Genomic DNA, 14,454 nt, shown 5'->3' with positions numbered 1-14,454 from the left:
CAGCGATTGCACGCAAGGGCGGTGGCACCTGTAATTGTCACAAAACTGACATATAAGCATACTCCTGATTCGATAGCGAGGACAGATGCCCATATTGCGGCAGGGGTGCCGCGGTGTGGCGGATAGCCCGGCGCCCCCCGTTGGTCGCTGCTTTGCGCTGTGCAAACCTTGTACCATGCGCGCCTGACCCACTCGCGTTGGGGCCCCTCGCCCCACGAACCTGAGCGCTGGTTCCTGCCACCCCGTACACCCGCACGTACCAAAGACGACGCATGCACCGCGCAGCCTGGCCTCCTTTGAAGAACTGAACGCCCGCAACGGCGGCTGCAGCGCCTTGAGCGCTCGCGGCACCGCGTTGCCTTGCCAGCCCGCCCCGGGCCGGCTGTCCTGCTCCGCCCCTCCATCGCCGAGACCCGTCGGTGTGGCTTGTGAGCAGCTGTTCTGTTCTTCATCGGATCGCCAACATGCAACTTCTCAATACCCTGGCCATGCGCGCCATTCCCTGGATCCCGCGCGCGCTGGTCCATAAAATTTCCCGCCGTTACATCGCCGGCAGCAACCTGGGCCAAGCACGGGTCCGCGTGCAGCAACTCAACGCGCAGGGTTTCCCTGTCACGCTCGACATCCTGGGCGAAGCGGTGTCCAGCTTGCCGCAGGCACAGGCCACTGCCGACGCCTACATCGAACTTCTCGGTGCGATTGCCGCCCACGGACTGCAGGCCAACATTTCCATCAAGCCCACGGCGCTAGGCCTGCTGCTGGATGCCGCCCAGTGCGAGCACCTTGCCGGCAGCGTGCTGGATGCCGCGGCGCGCCATCACAACTCCATTTGCATCGACATGGAGGACGTACGCTGCACGCAAAAGGAAATCGCGCTGTTCAACGGTCTTCGGGCCCGCTCCACTGGCGCGGGCCTGGCGTTGCAGGCCTATCTGCAGCGGACCTACGAGGACATCGAGCCTCTGGTCGAGCAGGGCTGCACCTTGCGCATCTGCAAAGGGATCTATGTGGAAGACCACGCCCACCTGGTGGCCAACGCCTGGAGCGACCGGCGCGCCATCAACGGGCATTTTCTGAACCACGTGACGCGCTGCTTTGAAGCAGGGAGTTTTGTAGGCATCGCCACGCACGATGCCGGGCTGATCGGGCAGATCATCGAAATGGTCCGCTGCCGCGGGATCGATCACACCCGGTTCGAATTTCAGATGCTGCTGGGCGTTTGCGAGCCCTTGCGCGACAGGTTGCGGCAAATGGGCTTTACCGTGCGCATCTACGTGCCTTTTGGCGAGGACTGGTACGGCTACAGCACACGCAGACTGACCGAAAACCCGCGCATCGCCGGATACGTGGCCAAGGCGTTGATCGGGCTTTGACGCGGCCGATTGCACCGGTGGTGGCGTGGCCCTTGGGCTCAGGCTTCACCGGTGCGCGCGGTGCCTCACGCGGTGGATCAATTGCGAAAGGCGGTGGCCTCCTTGCGGCGTGCTGGGGCCGGGACCTGGCCTCCGCCAGCCGCTTGCGAAAGCCACCCACTTGGGCAGCCGCCATGCAAACGGCCCGCACAGGGCGGGCCGTTGATGGGCAAGGGTTTGGAGGTGCTGCCCATGTTGCGACGGGGCCTAGCGCGCGTTTTGGCGCTCGCGCCGCATCCGCAACACCTCGTCCAGGATCAGGCAAGCTGCCCCGACACTGATCGCCATGTCCGCCACGTTAAACGCCGGGAAGTGGCCGCCGTGGAAGATGCCCGCGAGGAAGTCCCAGTGGAAGTCGAGAAAATCCACCACGTAGCCATGCATCAGGCGGTCCACCACGTTGCCGACCGCACCCCCAAGGATGCTGGACAGCGCAAAGCTGAACAGCTTTTGCCCCGGGTGCGCACGCAGTTGCCACACGATGAAGATCGTGGCCACCACGCCGATGCCGGTGAACAGCCAGCGCTGCCAGCCGCCCGCGTTCTGCAAAAACGAGAACGCCGCACCCGTGTTGTGCGCCCGCACGATGTTGAAGAAGTTGGTGATGACCGTGGCATCGCCCAGCTGGTAGTGGTTGATGATCAGCGTCTTGGTGATCTGGTCGGCGACCAGCAGGACCACGGCCCACGCGAGCCATGGCCACATGCCCGCGCCGGAGCGCCCGCCCAGCGCTGTGCTGCTGCCCGCGCTCATGCGTGCACCCGGCTTTCGCCAGCGCCGTACAGGTTGCTGGTGCAGCGCCCGCAGATGGTGGGGTGCGCCGCATCCTGCCCCACATCGCTGCGGTAATGCCAGCAACGTTCGCATTTGGCGTCAGAACTGGGCCTGGCGCTTATCTGTAGTGCACTTCCAGCTACTAATTCGATAGCGGATGTGATGAACACGAACTTGAGGTCATCGCCCAGGCTGGCGAGCAGCGCGTGGTCCTCAGGCGCAGCGGTGAGCACCACATTGGCCTGCAGCGATGAGCCGACCTGGCCCGCGGCACGCAGCGATTCGATTTCCTTGTTCACCGCATCGCGGATCTCGCGCAGGCGCGACCACTTGGCCAGAACGCCTTCGTCGGCGCCCGTGATCGAGCCGTAGGTCTCGAGGAAGATGGAGTCGGATTGGCCGAACACCTTCCACGCCTCTTCGGCCGTGAACGACAGGAACGGCGCCATCCAGCGCAGCATGGCGTGGGTGATCTGGTAGAGCGCGGTCTGTGCGCTGCGGCGCGCCAGGCTCTTGGGCGCGGTGGTGTACAGGCGGTCCTTGAGCACATCCAGGTAGAAGCCGCCCAGGTCTTCCGAGCAGTACAGCTGCAACTTGGCCACCACGGGGTGGAACTCATACACCTTGTAGTGAGCCAGCACCTCGGCCTGGAACTCGGCCGCGCGGGTGAGCGCATAGCGGTCGATCTCCAGCATCTGGTCGAACGGCACGGTGTCCGTGGCCGGGTCGAAATCGCTCACATTGGCCAGCAGGAAGCGCAGCGTGTTGCGGATGCGGCGGTAGGCATCGACCACACGCGCCAGGATTTTCTCGTCGCCCGCGATGTCACCCGAGTAATCGCTGGCGGCCACCCACAGGCGGATGATTTCGGCGCCGAGCTTCTTGTTGATCTCCTGCGGGTCGATGCCGTTGCCCAGCGACTTGCTCATCTTGCGGCCCTGGCTGTCCACAGTGAAGCCGTGGGTCAGCAGGCCGCGGTAGGGCGCGCGGCCTTCGAGCGCCGATGCGAGCAGCAGCGAGCTGTGGAACCAGCCGCGGTGCTGGTCGTGGCCTTCCAGGTACAGGTCGGCCTCGGGGCCGGTGTCGTGGTGCACGTTGGGGTGGGTGCCGCGCAGCACGTGGCTGAACGTGGAGCCCGAGTCGAACCACACTTCGAGGATGTCGGTGCTCTTGGTGTACAGCGGCGCATCAGCCGCACCCAGGATCTCTTCGGCCGTCACGCGGCTCCAGGCCTCGATACCGCCCTTTTCGACGATGTCTGCCGCCTGGTCCATGATTTCCATGGTGCGCGGGTGCAGCTCGCCCGAATCCTTGTGCAGGAAAAACGGGATGGGCACGCCCCAGCTACGCTGGCGCGAGATGCACCAGTCAGGCCGATTGGCGATCATGTCAGACAGGCGCGCCTTGCCGTTTTCTGGGTAAAAGCTGGTGTGCTCGATCGCGCCCAGCGCGATCTGGCGCAGTGTTTCCGCAGGCTTTTCGCCTGCCTTGGTGAAAACACCTTCGCCCTCGTCCATGCGGATGAACCACTGCGCCGCGGCGCGGTAGATCACCGGCGTCTTGTGGCGCCAGCAATGGGGGTAGCTGTGGACGATGTCCTTGGTGGCCATCAGGCGCCCAGCGCTGCGCAGCGCCTCGATGATCACCGGCACGGCCTTCCAGATGTGCTGGCCGCCGAACAGTGGGAAGTCGGCCGCGTACGTGCCGTTGCCCTGCACGGGGTTCAGGATGTCGTCGTTGCTCACGCCGTGGGCGGTGCAGGAGTTGTAATCCTCCAGGCCATACGCTGGCGAGGAGTGCACGATGCCGGTGCCGTCGTCGGCGGTGGCGTAGTCGGCCAGGTAGACGGGCGAGAGGCGGCGGTAGCCGGCATCGACGTCGTACAGCGGGTGCTCGAACTCCAGGCCGCCCAGGTTCTTGCCCAGGGTGGTGGCGAGGATCTGTCCGGTGAGGGCGTAGCGCTCCAGACACGCGGCAACGAGCGGTTCGGCCACCAGCAGCAGGCGCTCGCCCGCGTCTACCAGGGCGTAGCTGATCTCGGGGTTCAGGTTCAGCGCCTGGTTGGCCGGGATGGTCCAGGCCGTGGTGGTCCAGATCACCACAAAGGCATCTTTGGCCAGCGCTGGCAGGCCGAAGGCGGCCGCCAGCTTGGCGGGCTCGTGCGCCTTGAAGGCCACATCGAGCGTGGTGCTCTTCTTGTCCTGGTATTCGATCTCGAACTCGGCCAAGGAAGAGCCGCAGTCAAAACACCAGTACACGGGCTTCAAGCCGCGGTAGACAAAACCACGCTCCATCACGCGTTTGAACGCACGGATTTCGCCCGCCTCGTTGGCGGGGTTCATGGTCTTGTAGGGGTTGTCCCATTCGCCCAGCACGCCCAGGCGCTTGAAGTCCACCATCTGCTGCTCGATCTGCTCTGTGGCAAACGCGCGGCTCTTGGCCTGCATGTCGTCACGGCTCAGGTTGCGGCCGTGTTTCTTCTCGATGGCGTTCTCGATCGGCAGGCCGTGGCAGTCCCAGCCGGGCACGTACAGCGCGTCAAAGCCTTCGAGCTGGCGCGCCTTGGTGATCATGTCCTTCAGGATCTTGTTGACCGCGTGGCCCATGTGGATCTGGCCGTTGGCATAGGGCGGGCCGTCGTGCAGGATGAACTTGGGCGCACCGCAACGGGCATCGCGCAGGCGCTTGTACAGGCCCTTGTCGTCCCATTCCTTCACCCAACCCGGCTCGCGCTTGGGCAGATCGCCGCGCATAGGGAAGGGCGTGTCGGGCAGGTTCAGGGTGCTGCGGTAGTCCGTGGCGGTGGGTGCGGGTGCAGATGCAGAACTGGCGTTGTCGTCGGACATGAGGGTGCCTTAAAAGGGGGCATTCCGGGGCGTGCCCGGATCGGGAGAGGGGTGTGCGCGAAGAAGGACGGGCCTGCAGAGGCAGGCGCTGCGGAAAGCAGCCCCCTCAAATTCGGTCGCGCGTGGTCTGACGCCGGGTCTCGGTGTGCGAGGGAACGTGGGCCGTCGCAAAGTAGGCACGCGCATCGGCGCAGTCCTTGGCGATGCCCGTCGTCAGGGCATCCAGGCTGTCGTACTTCAGCTCGTCGTGCAGTTTGTGCAGTAGTTCCACGCGCACGATTTTACCGTACGCCCCTTCGGGCCCCAGATCGGCAGGCCACTGCAGGCAATGGGTCTCGAGCAGCACCCGCCCGCCGTTCACATCGTTCGGGTCCAGGGACGGCCGCACGCCCAGGTTGGCCACGCCTGGCAATGGCACATCGGCGAGCCCGTGGACCAGCACCGCAAAGATGCCGCTGGCGGCGGGTTTCCAGTGCGCAAAGCGCAGGTTCAGGGTACGAAACCCGTCGCCCGCGCCCTCGGCCGTAGCGCCCAGCTCCCGCCCCAGCTTGCGCCCATGCACCACGTGGCCTGAGATGGTGTAAGGGCGCCCGAGCAGCCGCGCCGCAGCTTCCATGTCGCCCTGGCCCAGCGCCTGGCGCACGGCAGAGCTCGACACCCTGAGTCCGTGCACCTCGTAGCTGTTCATCCGCGCAACGTCAAAGCCCCGGGCCTGGCCGGCCGCGTCCAGCATGGCGTAGTCGCCCGCACGCTGGCGGCCAAAGCGGAAATCGTCACCCACCAGCACGTAGCGCGCGCCCAGGCCGCGGATGAGCACCTCGTCGATGAATTCTGCGGGCGACTGCGCTGCCAACTGCGCATCGAACGGCAGCACCACGGTCTGCTGAACACCGCAGCGCGCCAGCTCGGTCAGCTTGTCGCGCAGCGTGCCGATGCGCGCCGGCGCCAGCTCGGGCTTGTGGTGGGCGCCTGCAAAGTAATCGCGTGGGTGGGGCTCGAAGGTCAGCACGCAGCTCTCCACCCCCCGGTGCGCCGCCTCGTTGTTGAGCAGGGCCAGCATGGCCTGGTGGCCCCGGTGCACACCATCGAAATTGCCGATGGTGAGCGCGCACGCGCTGGCGATGCCCCTGTGGTGGAATCCGCGAAAGATCTTCATCGGTTTGTTATCTTTTTGATAGCAGCAAGCGCATGTCTATCAAGCGCAGGACGCCAATTTGTCATCAAAACGGAGTATATTGTGACCGAGGTGCAGTCCAGCGCAGGACCGCACGCGAGACATCCGCGTTCCGATTCCTTGTGTTCATTCTTGTTCCAGGAGGCGTGTTTTGAAGGTCTTGAAGCTGTCGGCCCAAGGGCTGCCCCAATCATGGATTTCGCTTGAGCAGGCGGTCATCCACTACGCCGCCGATGAGGTGCGCTGGGAGTCGGGTGCCCATATCGCCCGGTTCCGCGGTGGGTACAACGCTGTCACCGGCGAACAATCGGTGATCGCGGTGAACAGCATCATCGGGACCAAGGGTGTGCCGGGCATCAACCCGTTCGACCTGAAACCCAGCCTCACCAACAGCAAACTCTTCGCCCGAGACCGCAACGTCTGCGCCTACTGCGGCGGCCACTTCCACGAAGAAGACCTCACGCGCGAGCACATCGTGCCCTTTGCCCGCAACGGCCAGGACCACTGGATGAACGTGGTCACCGCCTGCCGCCCCTGCAACCACCGCAAAGGCCCGCGCACCCCCGAGCAGGCCCACATGCCGCTGCTCTACGCGCCGTACATCCCGAGCCTGTGGGAGGACTTCATCTTGCGCAATCGGCGCATCCTGGCCGACCAGATGGAGTTTTTGATGGCCCACGTGCCCAAGTCGTCGCGTCTGTTGGCTTAGTCCCAGGTCCGTAGCTAACGTCGATTAATACGACAGATCAGCGGGCGCTGGCTGCTGAAAGCCGCGGCCCGCCCGCACCTGGTGTGGTTAGCCTCGTCAGGCCGGCTTGTGCGCAGTCACCACGAAGCCATTCACAGGCTGGTGGCTTTCGTGGCGCAGCACGGTTTCTTCAATGTCCACCGTGTCAAAGCCCGCTGCCTTGCACAACGCTTCGACATGGCTGCGCTTGTGGGCGTAGCGCCCCGTGGGCAGCAGCACCAGGTCTGGGCCGGTTTCGCTGGCAGTCTCGCAGGAGAAAACCAGCATCCCGTCGTCAGCCAGCACCCGATAGGCGTTCGGAATCGCTTCGGTCAGGTCGCCCGCGTAAATGAACACGTCCAGCGCGGTGATGGCTTGGTACAGCCCACCCGGTGTTTCGCGCAGAGCGTCATGCAAGTTGACCGTGTGAAAGCGGTCGTAGACGTTGTGCCGTGCCGCCTGTTCGACCATCTTGGTGGACACATCCACGCCGATGAGAAAGCCGTCCAGGCGTCCGAGGCAAACCCCCAGCAGGCCGGTGCCGCAACCCAGGTCCAACACATTCAGCTTCTTGTCGGGGTAGCGCGCAGTGATTTTTTCTGCCACTTGCTTGGGCAACTGGTATTTCAGGCTACGCACCATGTGCAAGTCATAGAACTCGGCCATGTTGTCGAACAATGGCTGCGTAAGTTCAGACGGCTGCTGGGCAGGCGTTTCGCCGCGGGCCAACTGGTCGTAGTACTGGTAGACCGCATCTTGAGGCGCCAGGGCCAGCAGGGCGGTGGTGTCGGGCTGTGCGTCGGCCGGTTTGCCAGCTGCCAAACACGCCTGCACGCGGCCAACGAGAGATTGGGTGTCGGCGGGGTTTTCAGCGATCAGCGCCGCCCACATCGCAAGTGAATCCTCATGGTGGCCTTGTTCGCTCAAATCACGGGCCAGCAGGCGGCGCAGCATGACGTCCCCTGGCACCAGCTCCAGGCCGCGGCGCAGATGGCGCACTGCCATTTCGGTGTGCCCCGCCCGGTGGGCAATGTCCACCACACCGGCCAGCACCTGCAGATTCTTGGGTTCGAGCGCTGCGACCTTTTCGGCCGTTTCTACGGCTTCCTGGAACTGGTTCTGGCGCGCAAGCAGCAAAGCCAGTTCAAGCAGCCCGGGCCCCCAGTCTGGAGACAGTGAAACCGCCTTGCGCAGGGCTTCAAAAGCGCCCTTGATGTTGCCGGACTTCTCTGCCAGCAAGCCACCCAGCATGAAGACGCGAGGGTCCTGGGGCCACTTGGCATTGGCCTTGTTGAGCGTCAGCGCTGCGTTCTTGAGATCGCCCTTGGCGATCTGCTCACGGGCTTGTTTCAGGTGCTTGATGTTGGGATCGGTGGCAGTAGCGCTCATGGGGCAGGAATGTGGGCAAATGCAGAGCTAACGAAGGAGAGCTCGGCTGAACTGCGGTGGCTGCCGCAGACGGATTGCGGATTATCCTGGATTTGCCGGCAGGCCCTGCGCGGCCCAAGGGGCGAACCCCTGGGGGTTTGCTGGGGGCGTGCAAGGGCTTGTCGGCGTCGCCTCTCCAGGCAGCGCCTGTTTCAGCGAGGGTCGTGATGCTTAGCTAGTTGGAAAGCTCGAGAAACACCAAGTGGCCACTGGCCGCAGGCCAGGTCTGGCCCACCACACGTTCTCCGTTGAACTCTGCCGCGATAGCGCGCTGCCCGCCGGCAGGCTTGACCTTGGCCGATGCCACCCCTGCGCCAGCCGGCACGCCTGCAGGCGGCGCACCGTCCAGCAGCATCTTGTCGCGCGCCGGGTCCAGGTAGCCGCGGGGGCGGGTCAGGGTGACGATGGATTCGGCGGTCTTGTCCGCGTCGGCGATGCGGTCTGGGCGCAGGTGGATCAGATCGCTGCTGCGCGGGAAGCCGCTGCGGTAGATGTGCGTTGTCGCGTAGCCCGGGGCTGAAATCACGAACTCGTGCGGCTCGCCGGGCTGGGTGGTCAGCGGACCCCAGACGCCGTCGGCGCCCACCGTCTTGCGCAGCAACGCGGCGCCGGTGCGGGCGCCGGTGGTGGGGTCAGTGACGTAGACCTCCAGCTGCGCACCAGCCAGCGGCAGATTGTTGCTGAAGTTGCCGGTCTTTGCGTCGGCAGAGTCCACGCCCAGGCCCGTGATCTTGCCGTTGAGCACCACAGACTTTTCGGCCGCAACGCCGCTGCGCACCGGTGCCTTACCGGTGCTGAAGCGGTAGGTGGCTTCAAACGCTGCGGGCGAGTACGAGGTCTCGCGGTGGTCGATGCCCGGGATCACCACGTTGGTCGCGCCCTTGAGCTCGGGCCCCGCGGCGGTCACGTTGGTGGGCGTGCCTTTCTGGCCGATCCACAGGCCGTCGGGCTGCGCGAACTTGTCGTTGTTGTCCGAGCGGATGGTCATCCACTTGACCGGGCCGCTCACCTCGTCGCCGGCGGCATTCTTGGGGGCGTTCAGGGCTTTGAGGAACGGGCCGGTGCCCGAGAATTCATTGCCTTCGCGAAAGCCCGGTATCGCCCACACGCCATGGTTGGGCGTGCCGCCCAGGATGGCGTGGCTCACGGTCTTGTCGCCGCCGCCGTTGTAGATGTAGTTACGAATCGCGTTGCCGCCGCGCGAGTTGCCCACCAGCACGACCTGGCGGGCGCCGGTGGCCTTGAGCACCTTGTCCACCTCGGCCTTGAGGTAGGCCATGTGCTCCGCCGCCGAGGTGCGGCCCGGTTGGGGTTTGGCATCGTCGTCGCGCGACAGCGGGTAGGGCACGTCGATGGCATGCAAACGCTCGCGCGGCCAGCCGTTGGACTCGAAGCGCCACACCGTGGTCTGCCACAGCGCGGCGGTGTCGCCGTTGCCGTGCACGAAGACGATGGGCGGCGCCTCGGCCAGGCTGGGGCCCTGGGTGGCACAGCCGGCCAGGGCCAGGCTGGCCGCGGCGGTTGCCACGAGCAAGAGGGATCGGCGTTGCAGGAAAGCAGTGTTCATTGGCGTGTCTCCAATAAGAAAAAATGCCCGTGGACTGGGGAATCCACGAGCATTGCACAGGGGCGTTACAAGTCAGAGTCTCTGGGCATCTCTACGCAAACACGCCGGCCGTGTCCTGCATGCGGGCCGACACTTCGCCCAGGTGGTGCAGCGTGTCGCCAAAGGCTGTTTCGAGCTGCGTGAGCTTCTTGAAGTAGTGGCTGCCGATGTACTCGTCCGTCACGCCGATGCCGCCGTGCAGTTGGACCGACTGCTGGCCCACAAACCGCATCGATTGGCCCAGCTGCACCTTGGCGCGCGCCATGGCGGCGCGCCGTTCGGCGGCCGGAGCGCCCAGCTTCAGGCTGGCGTAGTAGCTCATCGAGCGGGCCAGCTCCAGCTGCATCTTCATATCGGCCACGCGGTGGCGCAGCGCCTGGAAGCTGGCGATGAACACGCCGAACTGCTTGCGCTGGTTCATGTATTCGACGGTGAGCGCCACAGTCTTGTCCATCACGCCCACGGCCTCGGCGCAGGTGGCGGCGATGCCGGTGTCCACCGCCAGTTCCAGCGCGGCCAGGCCGTCGGTGGTGATGAGCGTGGCGGGGGCGTTGGCCAGCTGCACTTCCGCCGCGCGGCTGCAGTCCTGCGTGACGTAGCCACGCGTGGTGACGCCAGCGGCCGAGCGCTCGACCAGGAAGAGGGCGATCTTGCCGTCGAGCTGCGCCGGCACGATGAACGCGTCAGCCTGGTCACCAGCGGCTACTATGCTTTTTGTAGCGGTTACCGCATGACCAGCTTGCGCTGGGGCCGCTTTTGCCTCGCAAACGTCCAGACGGTAGCGTGCCTTGCGCTCCTGGTAGGCCAGCACGACCAGCGCTTCGCCGCTGGCCACGCGGGGCAGCCAGGCGGCTTGCACGTCGGCAGCGCCGTACTGCGACAGCACGCTGCTGGCGATGAAGGCCTGGGCGATCGGCTCCAGCACCATGCCGCGGCCCAGTTCCTCGGCCACCACCATCGCGTCGATGGCGCCCTGGCCCATGCCGTCGTGCGCCTCGGGCACGGTCAGCGCAGTCAGGCCCAGCTCGGCCAGCTCGCCCCAGGCGGCGCGGTCAAAGCCGCCGGCAGCCACGGCAGCGCGGCGGCGCTCGAACGTGTAGCCCTTGTCCACCCATTTGCGCACGGCGTCGCGCAGTTGTTCCTGGTCGTCAGAAAAATCGAAATCCATGTGTCTCTCCTTGTGCAGGTTGTGGCGCCGTGGCGCCTTCTACAACCAGCGAAGCTCTAGCTGGAACCCCCTCCTGGAGGGGGCACGGGGGAGCAGTCCTGTCGTGCAAAGCGCGGACTGTTGTCGGCGTCAGCCGAGAACAGTCTGAGCCACGATGTTGCGTTGGACCTCGTTTGAGCCACCGTAAATGGTGGTCTTGCGCAGGTTGAAGTAAGTCGACGCCAGTGGTGCGTTGGCGGTGACACCGCCAGGGAAACCGCCCAGCGCCCCTGCGGCAGCGTCGCCCTGCCAACCGGCCTCCATGGCCTCTTCGATGAAAGGCATGGCAAACGGCCCAGCGGCCAGCATCATCAGCTCGGCATAACGCTGCTGAATCTCGCTGCCCTTGATCTTGAGCAGGCCCGCGATGTCCAGGGAGTTCTTGCCCGACTTCTCGGCCGACAGCACGCGCAGCACCAGCATTTCGAGCGCCACGACGTCCACTTCGAGCAGCGCGATCTGGTCGCGGAAACGCGCGTCATCCCATACGCCCTCGGTCTTGGCAATGCGCTTCAAACGCTCCAGCTCGCGCTTGCTGCGGTTCACATCGGCAATGTTGGTGCGCTCGTGGCTGAGCAGGTGCTTGGCGTAGGTCCAGCCTTTGTTCTCTTCACCAATCAGGTTCTCGGCAGGCACTTCGACGTTGTCGAAGAACACTTCGTTGACTTCGCACTCGCCATCGAGCAGCTTGATGGGGCGCACGGTCACGCCCTTGGACTTCATGTCCAGCAGCAGGAAGGAGATGCCGGTCTGCGGCTTGCCCTCGGTGCTGGTGCGCACCAGGTTGAACATCCAGTCGCCGTATTGGCCGAGGGTCGTCCAGGTCTTCTGGCCGTTGACGATGTACTTGTCGCCCACGCGCTCGGCGCGGGTCTTGACGGATGCCAAGTCAGAGCCTGAGCCTGGTTCGCTGTAGCCCTGGCTCCACCAGACTTCGCCGCTGGCGATTCCGGGCAGAAAGCGTTTTTGCTGCTCAGCATTGCCGAAAGCCATGATCACCGGCGCCACCATCACCGGGCCGAAAGGGACGATGCGGGGCGCGCCGGCCAGGGCGCATTCCTCTTCAAACAGGTGCTTTTGCACGGCGGTCCAGCCGGGGCCGCCGAATTCCTTGGACCAGCCGAAGCCCAGCCAGCCCTTCTTGCCCAGGATCTTGGCCCAGCCCTGCAGATCGTCGCGGGTCAGGCGCAGGGCGTTGTGCACCTTGTGCGAAATTTCTTTGGGCAGATTGGCGTGAACCCAGGCGCGAATTTCTTCGCGGAAGGCCTGCTCTTCAGGGGTGAATGCGAGATCCATGCGGTTTGTCTCCAAGTGATTCCGCATTTGTAGCACGGTCGTTCGTTTTAGTCCTGTCCGGGTGGTGACATTTCGCCCGTGATTCCCAGTTCGGCGCACAGCCGCTGCACGGTGGCCTGCAGGGCGGTGACTTGGCCTTCGAGCGCATCCACGCGGGCTTGCAGGGCGGCGGTTGCGCTGCCCCCACTCCCGCCACTGCCCCCTCCACCGCCGCTGACCATCGCGCTGGCACTGGTATCGACTGGGCCGCACAGCAGGTGGGCCCAACGCTGCTCACGTGCGCCCGGGGCCCTGGGCAGCAACACAACCAGCGGACCGCCTTTTTCGGCGCTGCGCTCCTGCAGCTCATCCAGGAAGGCTTCGACCGAAGAGATGTCGGCAAACCGGTACCAGCGCTCGGCATTGATGCGAAGTTCCCCTGCGGTCTGCGGGCCGCGCAGCATCAACAGGCCCAGCAGCACCGCCGACTGCTCGGGCACGCCCACGCCGCGCTGAAAGTTGTGCTCCCAGCGCGTGGTGCGGTTGCCGCTGCTCTCGAACGCCAGGCTCAGGAGCTTGAGCGAATCCAGGGCCTCTTGCGCCTCGGCATCGCTCAGGTTCATCACCGGGTCGCGGCTGGTCTTCTGATTGCAGCCGGTCAGCAGGCCGTTGAGCGACATGGGGTAGCTGTCGGGCACGGTGCGGGCTTTCTCCATCAGGGTGGCGAGCACGCGGGCTTCGTGGGGGGTGAGGGGGCGGATGGCGGGATCAAAAGGCATGGCTGGGATAATCCGGGGCAATTTATGAAGAACATCGTCATTCTGATCTCAGGCGGCGGCTCCAACATGGCCGCCATCGTCCGCACCGCCCAGCAGGAAAACTGGGAACAGCGCTACGGGGCCCGCGTGGCAGCGGTGGTGAGCAACAAGGCGGACGCCGGGGGGCTGGCCTTTGCGCGCGCGCAAGGCATCGCGGCCGAGGTGCTGGACCACAAGGGTTTTGCCAGCCGCGAGGCGTTTGACGCCGAGCTGGCGGCGCTGCTGGACCGCCACGACCCCGCGCTGGTCGTGCTGGCCGGGTTCATGCGCATCCTCACGCCCGGTTTTGTGGCGCGGTATGCGGGGCGGCTGATCAACATCCACCCCTCGCTGCTGCCGGCCTTCACCGGATTGCACACGCACCAGCGCGCCATCGACGCGGGTTGTAAGTTTGCCGGGGTCACCGTGCACCAGGTGACGGCCGAATTGGACGTCGGACCCATCCTGGACCAGGCCGTGGTGCCTGTGCTGCCAGATGACACGGCCGATACATTGGCCGCCCGGGTGCTCACGCAGGAGCATGTGATTTATCCCCGCGCTGTGCGGGCGCTGGTGCAGCGGCTGTAGGGCTTGAGGGGGCCGGCGCCTCGCCTGTGGGAGCGGGGCGACGGGCTGGCAATTTTTCTCTGCTGGGCTATTTGAGTCCCGGAATGCGGGCCCCGTAGGGGGCCTGCAGAGCGATTCGTGAGCGCCGCGGCAGCGGAGAATCGATTAGCTATAAAAATGATAGCTATTGGTGCTTATGGATCAAGCGCTGGGCCCCAATTTCATTCAAAAATTTCCTGCTGGCGGGTGCAGTGGCGTTACCTCCGGCACTTGCCGAAGTCGCCCACGCTCTGCAGGTTACGGATGGCGGACGCGGCCCTAAAGCCCCAGGCTCAGTGGCCAGCCTCATCCTCCCGTCGTGCCGGGCTCGGCACCTTCCGGGCATTTCTCGAACCGCGGCCGCAGCACGCCGTCGATCACCACCTTCTCTTCGAACATCGCCGCCGGTCGCACCCACAGGCCGTGCTGGCCGTACAGCGCGCGGTACAGCGTCATAGGCTCCAGCGTTTCGCTGTGGCGCACCGTGTCGATCACCTGGTAAAGCATGCCCTTGTAGTGGCGGTACAGGCCGGGCGGGGTGCGGATCAGGTCGGGAAGGTCGTTGTCGTTCATGGTTCGTTAGGATCGCAGGTTCGGAGAGC

General features: G+C 65.0%; 12 protein-coding genes. 3 read left to right on the top strand and 9 right to left on the bottom strand.

Features of this window, described 5'->3' with window-relative positions; genetic code table 11:
• Nucleotides 1–464: 464 nt before the first annotated feature.
• Entirely contained in the window at nucleotides 465–1,373 is a 909-nt protein-coding gene (locus ACSQ3Q_RS18340) for a proline dehydrogenase family protein (protein ID WP_436135761.1), read from the top strand.
• A 246-nt stretch (nucleotides 1,374–1,619) separates the two neighbouring features.
• Here ACSQ3Q_RS18340 and lspA read toward each other — a convergent pair whose 3' ends face one another.
• From lspA to ACSQ3Q_RS18325, 3 genes are all read right to left on the bottom strand, one after another.
• On the bottom strand, nucleotides 1,620–2,165 hold the full coding sequence (gene lspA, locus ACSQ3Q_RS18335) for a signal peptidase II (RefSeq protein WP_436135760.1): 546 nt from the start codon (nucleotides 2,163–2,165) through the stop codon (nucleotides 1,620–1,622).
• Nucleotides 2,162–5,032 (bottom strand): isoleucine--tRNA ligase, encoded by a 2,871-nt coding sequence (gene ileS / locus ACSQ3Q_RS18330; protein WP_436135759.1) that lies wholly within the window; start codon nucleotides 5,030–5,032, stop codon nucleotides 2,162–2,164. The genes lspA and ileS overlap by 4 nt, the downstream gene beginning before the upstream one ends.
• A gap of 106 nt (nucleotides 5,033–5,138) precedes the next feature.
• Complete coding sequence (locus ACSQ3Q_RS18325; protein WP_436135758.1) at nucleotides 5,139–6,188, bottom strand: bifunctional riboflavin kinase/FAD synthetase; 1,050 nt, start codon at nucleotides 6,186–6,188, stop codon at nucleotides 5,139–5,141.
• 169 nt (nucleotides 6,189–6,357) lie between these two features.
• Between ACSQ3Q_RS18325 and ACSQ3Q_RS18320 the strand changes: the two genes are divergently transcribed.
• The gene (locus ACSQ3Q_RS18320) at nucleotides 6,358–6,915 is read left to right on the top strand and encodes an HNH endonuclease (protein ID WP_436135757.1); all 558 of its coding nucleotides are present in this window, start codon (nucleotides 6,358–6,360) and stop codon (nucleotides 6,913–6,915) included.
• 96 nt (nucleotides 6,916–7,011) lie between these two features.
• Here ACSQ3Q_RS18320 and ACSQ3Q_RS18315 read toward each other — a convergent pair whose 3' ends face one another.
• The 5 genes from ACSQ3Q_RS18315 to ACSQ3Q_RS18295 form a co-directional block, all read right to left on the bottom strand.
• Nucleotides 7,012–8,322 carry a tetratricopeptide repeat protein gene (locus ACSQ3Q_RS18315; protein WP_436135756.1) on the bottom strand — a complete coding sequence of 437 codons (1,311 nt, stop codon included), beginning with the start codon at nucleotides 8,320–8,322 and terminating at the stop codon, nucleotides 7,012–7,014.
• A 214-nt stretch (nucleotides 8,323–8,536) separates the two neighbouring features.
• Nucleotides 8,537–9,928 carry an alpha/beta fold hydrolase gene (locus tag ACSQ3Q_RS18310; RefSeq protein ID WP_436135755.1) on the bottom strand — a complete coding sequence of 464 codons (1,392 nt, stop codon included), beginning with the start codon at nucleotides 9,926–9,928 and terminating at the stop codon, nucleotides 8,537–8,539.
• Between the two features lie 91 nt (nucleotides 9,929–10,019).
• Nucleotides 10,020–11,135 carry an acyl-CoA dehydrogenase family protein gene (locus tag ACSQ3Q_RS18305; protein WP_436135754.1) on the bottom strand — a complete coding sequence of 372 codons (1,116 nt, stop codon included), beginning with the start codon at nucleotides 11,133–11,135 and terminating at the stop codon, nucleotides 10,020–10,022.
• A 129-nt stretch (nucleotides 11,136–11,264) separates the two neighbouring features.
• Complete coding sequence (locus ACSQ3Q_RS18300; RefSeq protein ID WP_436135753.1) at nucleotides 11,265–12,470, bottom strand: acyl-CoA dehydrogenase family protein; 1,206 nt, start codon at nucleotides 12,468–12,470, stop codon at nucleotides 11,265–11,267.
• Between the two features lie 47 nt (nucleotides 12,471–12,517).
• Entirely contained in the window at nucleotides 12,518–13,228 is a 711-nt protein-coding gene (locus tag ACSQ3Q_RS18295; RefSeq protein WP_436135752.1) for a YceH family protein, read from the bottom strand.
• Between the two features lie 24 nt (nucleotides 13,229–13,252).
• Here ACSQ3Q_RS18295 and purN point away from each other — a divergent pair, with 24 nt between their 5' ends.
• Nucleotides 13,253–13,834, top strand: coding sequence for a phosphoribosylglycinamide formyltransferase (purN, locus tag ACSQ3Q_RS18290; RefSeq protein WP_436135751.1), 582 nt, complete (start codon nucleotides 13,253–13,255; stop codon nucleotides 13,832–13,834).
• 324 nt (nucleotides 13,835–14,158) lie between these two features.
• Here purN and ACSQ3Q_RS18285 read toward each other — a convergent pair whose 3' ends face one another.
• On the bottom strand, nucleotides 14,159–14,425 hold the full coding sequence (locus ACSQ3Q_RS18285) for a DUF1653 domain-containing protein (RefSeq protein WP_436135750.1): 267 nt from the start codon (nucleotides 14,423–14,425) through the stop codon (nucleotides 14,159–14,161).
• Between the last annotated feature and the right edge of the window lie 29 nt (nucleotides 14,426–14,454).

The organism is Acidovorax sp. LjRoot129, assembly GCF_964253765.1.
Classification (GTDB): domain Bacteria; phylum Pseudomonadota; class Gammaproteobacteria; order Burkholderiales; family Burkholderiaceae_C; genus Acidovorax.
Note: the sequence above shows the minus strand (reverse complement) of the source record. Positions and strands in the feature narration are given on the sequence as shown.

Bases quoted from the DNA above. Each gene is read 5' to 3' on its own strand.
- ACSQ3Q_RS18340 (WP_436135761.1), top strand. From the start codon at position 465: ATGCAACTTCTCAATACCCTGGCCATGCGCGCCATTCCCTGGATCCCG.
- lspA (WP_436135760.1), bottom strand. From the start codon at position 2,165: ATGAGCGCGGGCAGCAGCACAGCGCTGGGCGGGCGCTCCGGCGCGGGC.
- ileS (WP_436135759.1), bottom strand. From the start codon at position 5,032: ATGTCCGACGACAACGCCAGTTCTGCATCTGCACCCGCACCCACCGCC.
- ACSQ3Q_RS18325 (WP_436135758.1), bottom strand. From the start codon at position 6,188: ATGAAGATCTTTCGCGGATTCCACCACAGGGGCATCGCCAGCGCGTGC.
- ACSQ3Q_RS18315 (WP_436135756.1), bottom strand. From the start codon at position 8,322: ATGAGCGCTACTGCCACCGATCCCAACATCAAGCACCTGAAACAAGCC.
- ACSQ3Q_RS18310 (WP_436135755.1), bottom strand. From the start codon at position 9,928: ATGAACACTGCTTTCCTGCAACGCCGATCCCTCTTGCTCGTGGCAACC.
- ACSQ3Q_RS18305 (WP_436135754.1), bottom strand. From the start codon at position 11,135: ATGGATTTCGATTTTTCTGACGACCAGGAACAACTGCGCGACGCCGTG.
- ACSQ3Q_RS18300 (WP_436135753.1), bottom strand. From the start codon at position 12,470: ATGGATCTCGCATTCACCCCTGAAGAGCAGGCCTTCCGCGAAGAAATT.
- ACSQ3Q_RS18295 (WP_436135752.1), bottom strand. From the start codon at position 13,228: ATGCCTTTTGATCCCGCCATCCGCCCCCTCACCCCCCACGAAGCCCGC.
- purN (WP_436135751.1), top strand. From the start codon at position 13,253: ATGAAGAACATCGTCATTCTGATCTCAGGCGGCGGCTCCAACATGGCC.
- ACSQ3Q_RS18285 (WP_436135750.1), bottom strand. From the start codon at position 14,425: ATGAACGACAACGACCTTCCCGACCTGATCCGCACCCCGCCCGGCCTG.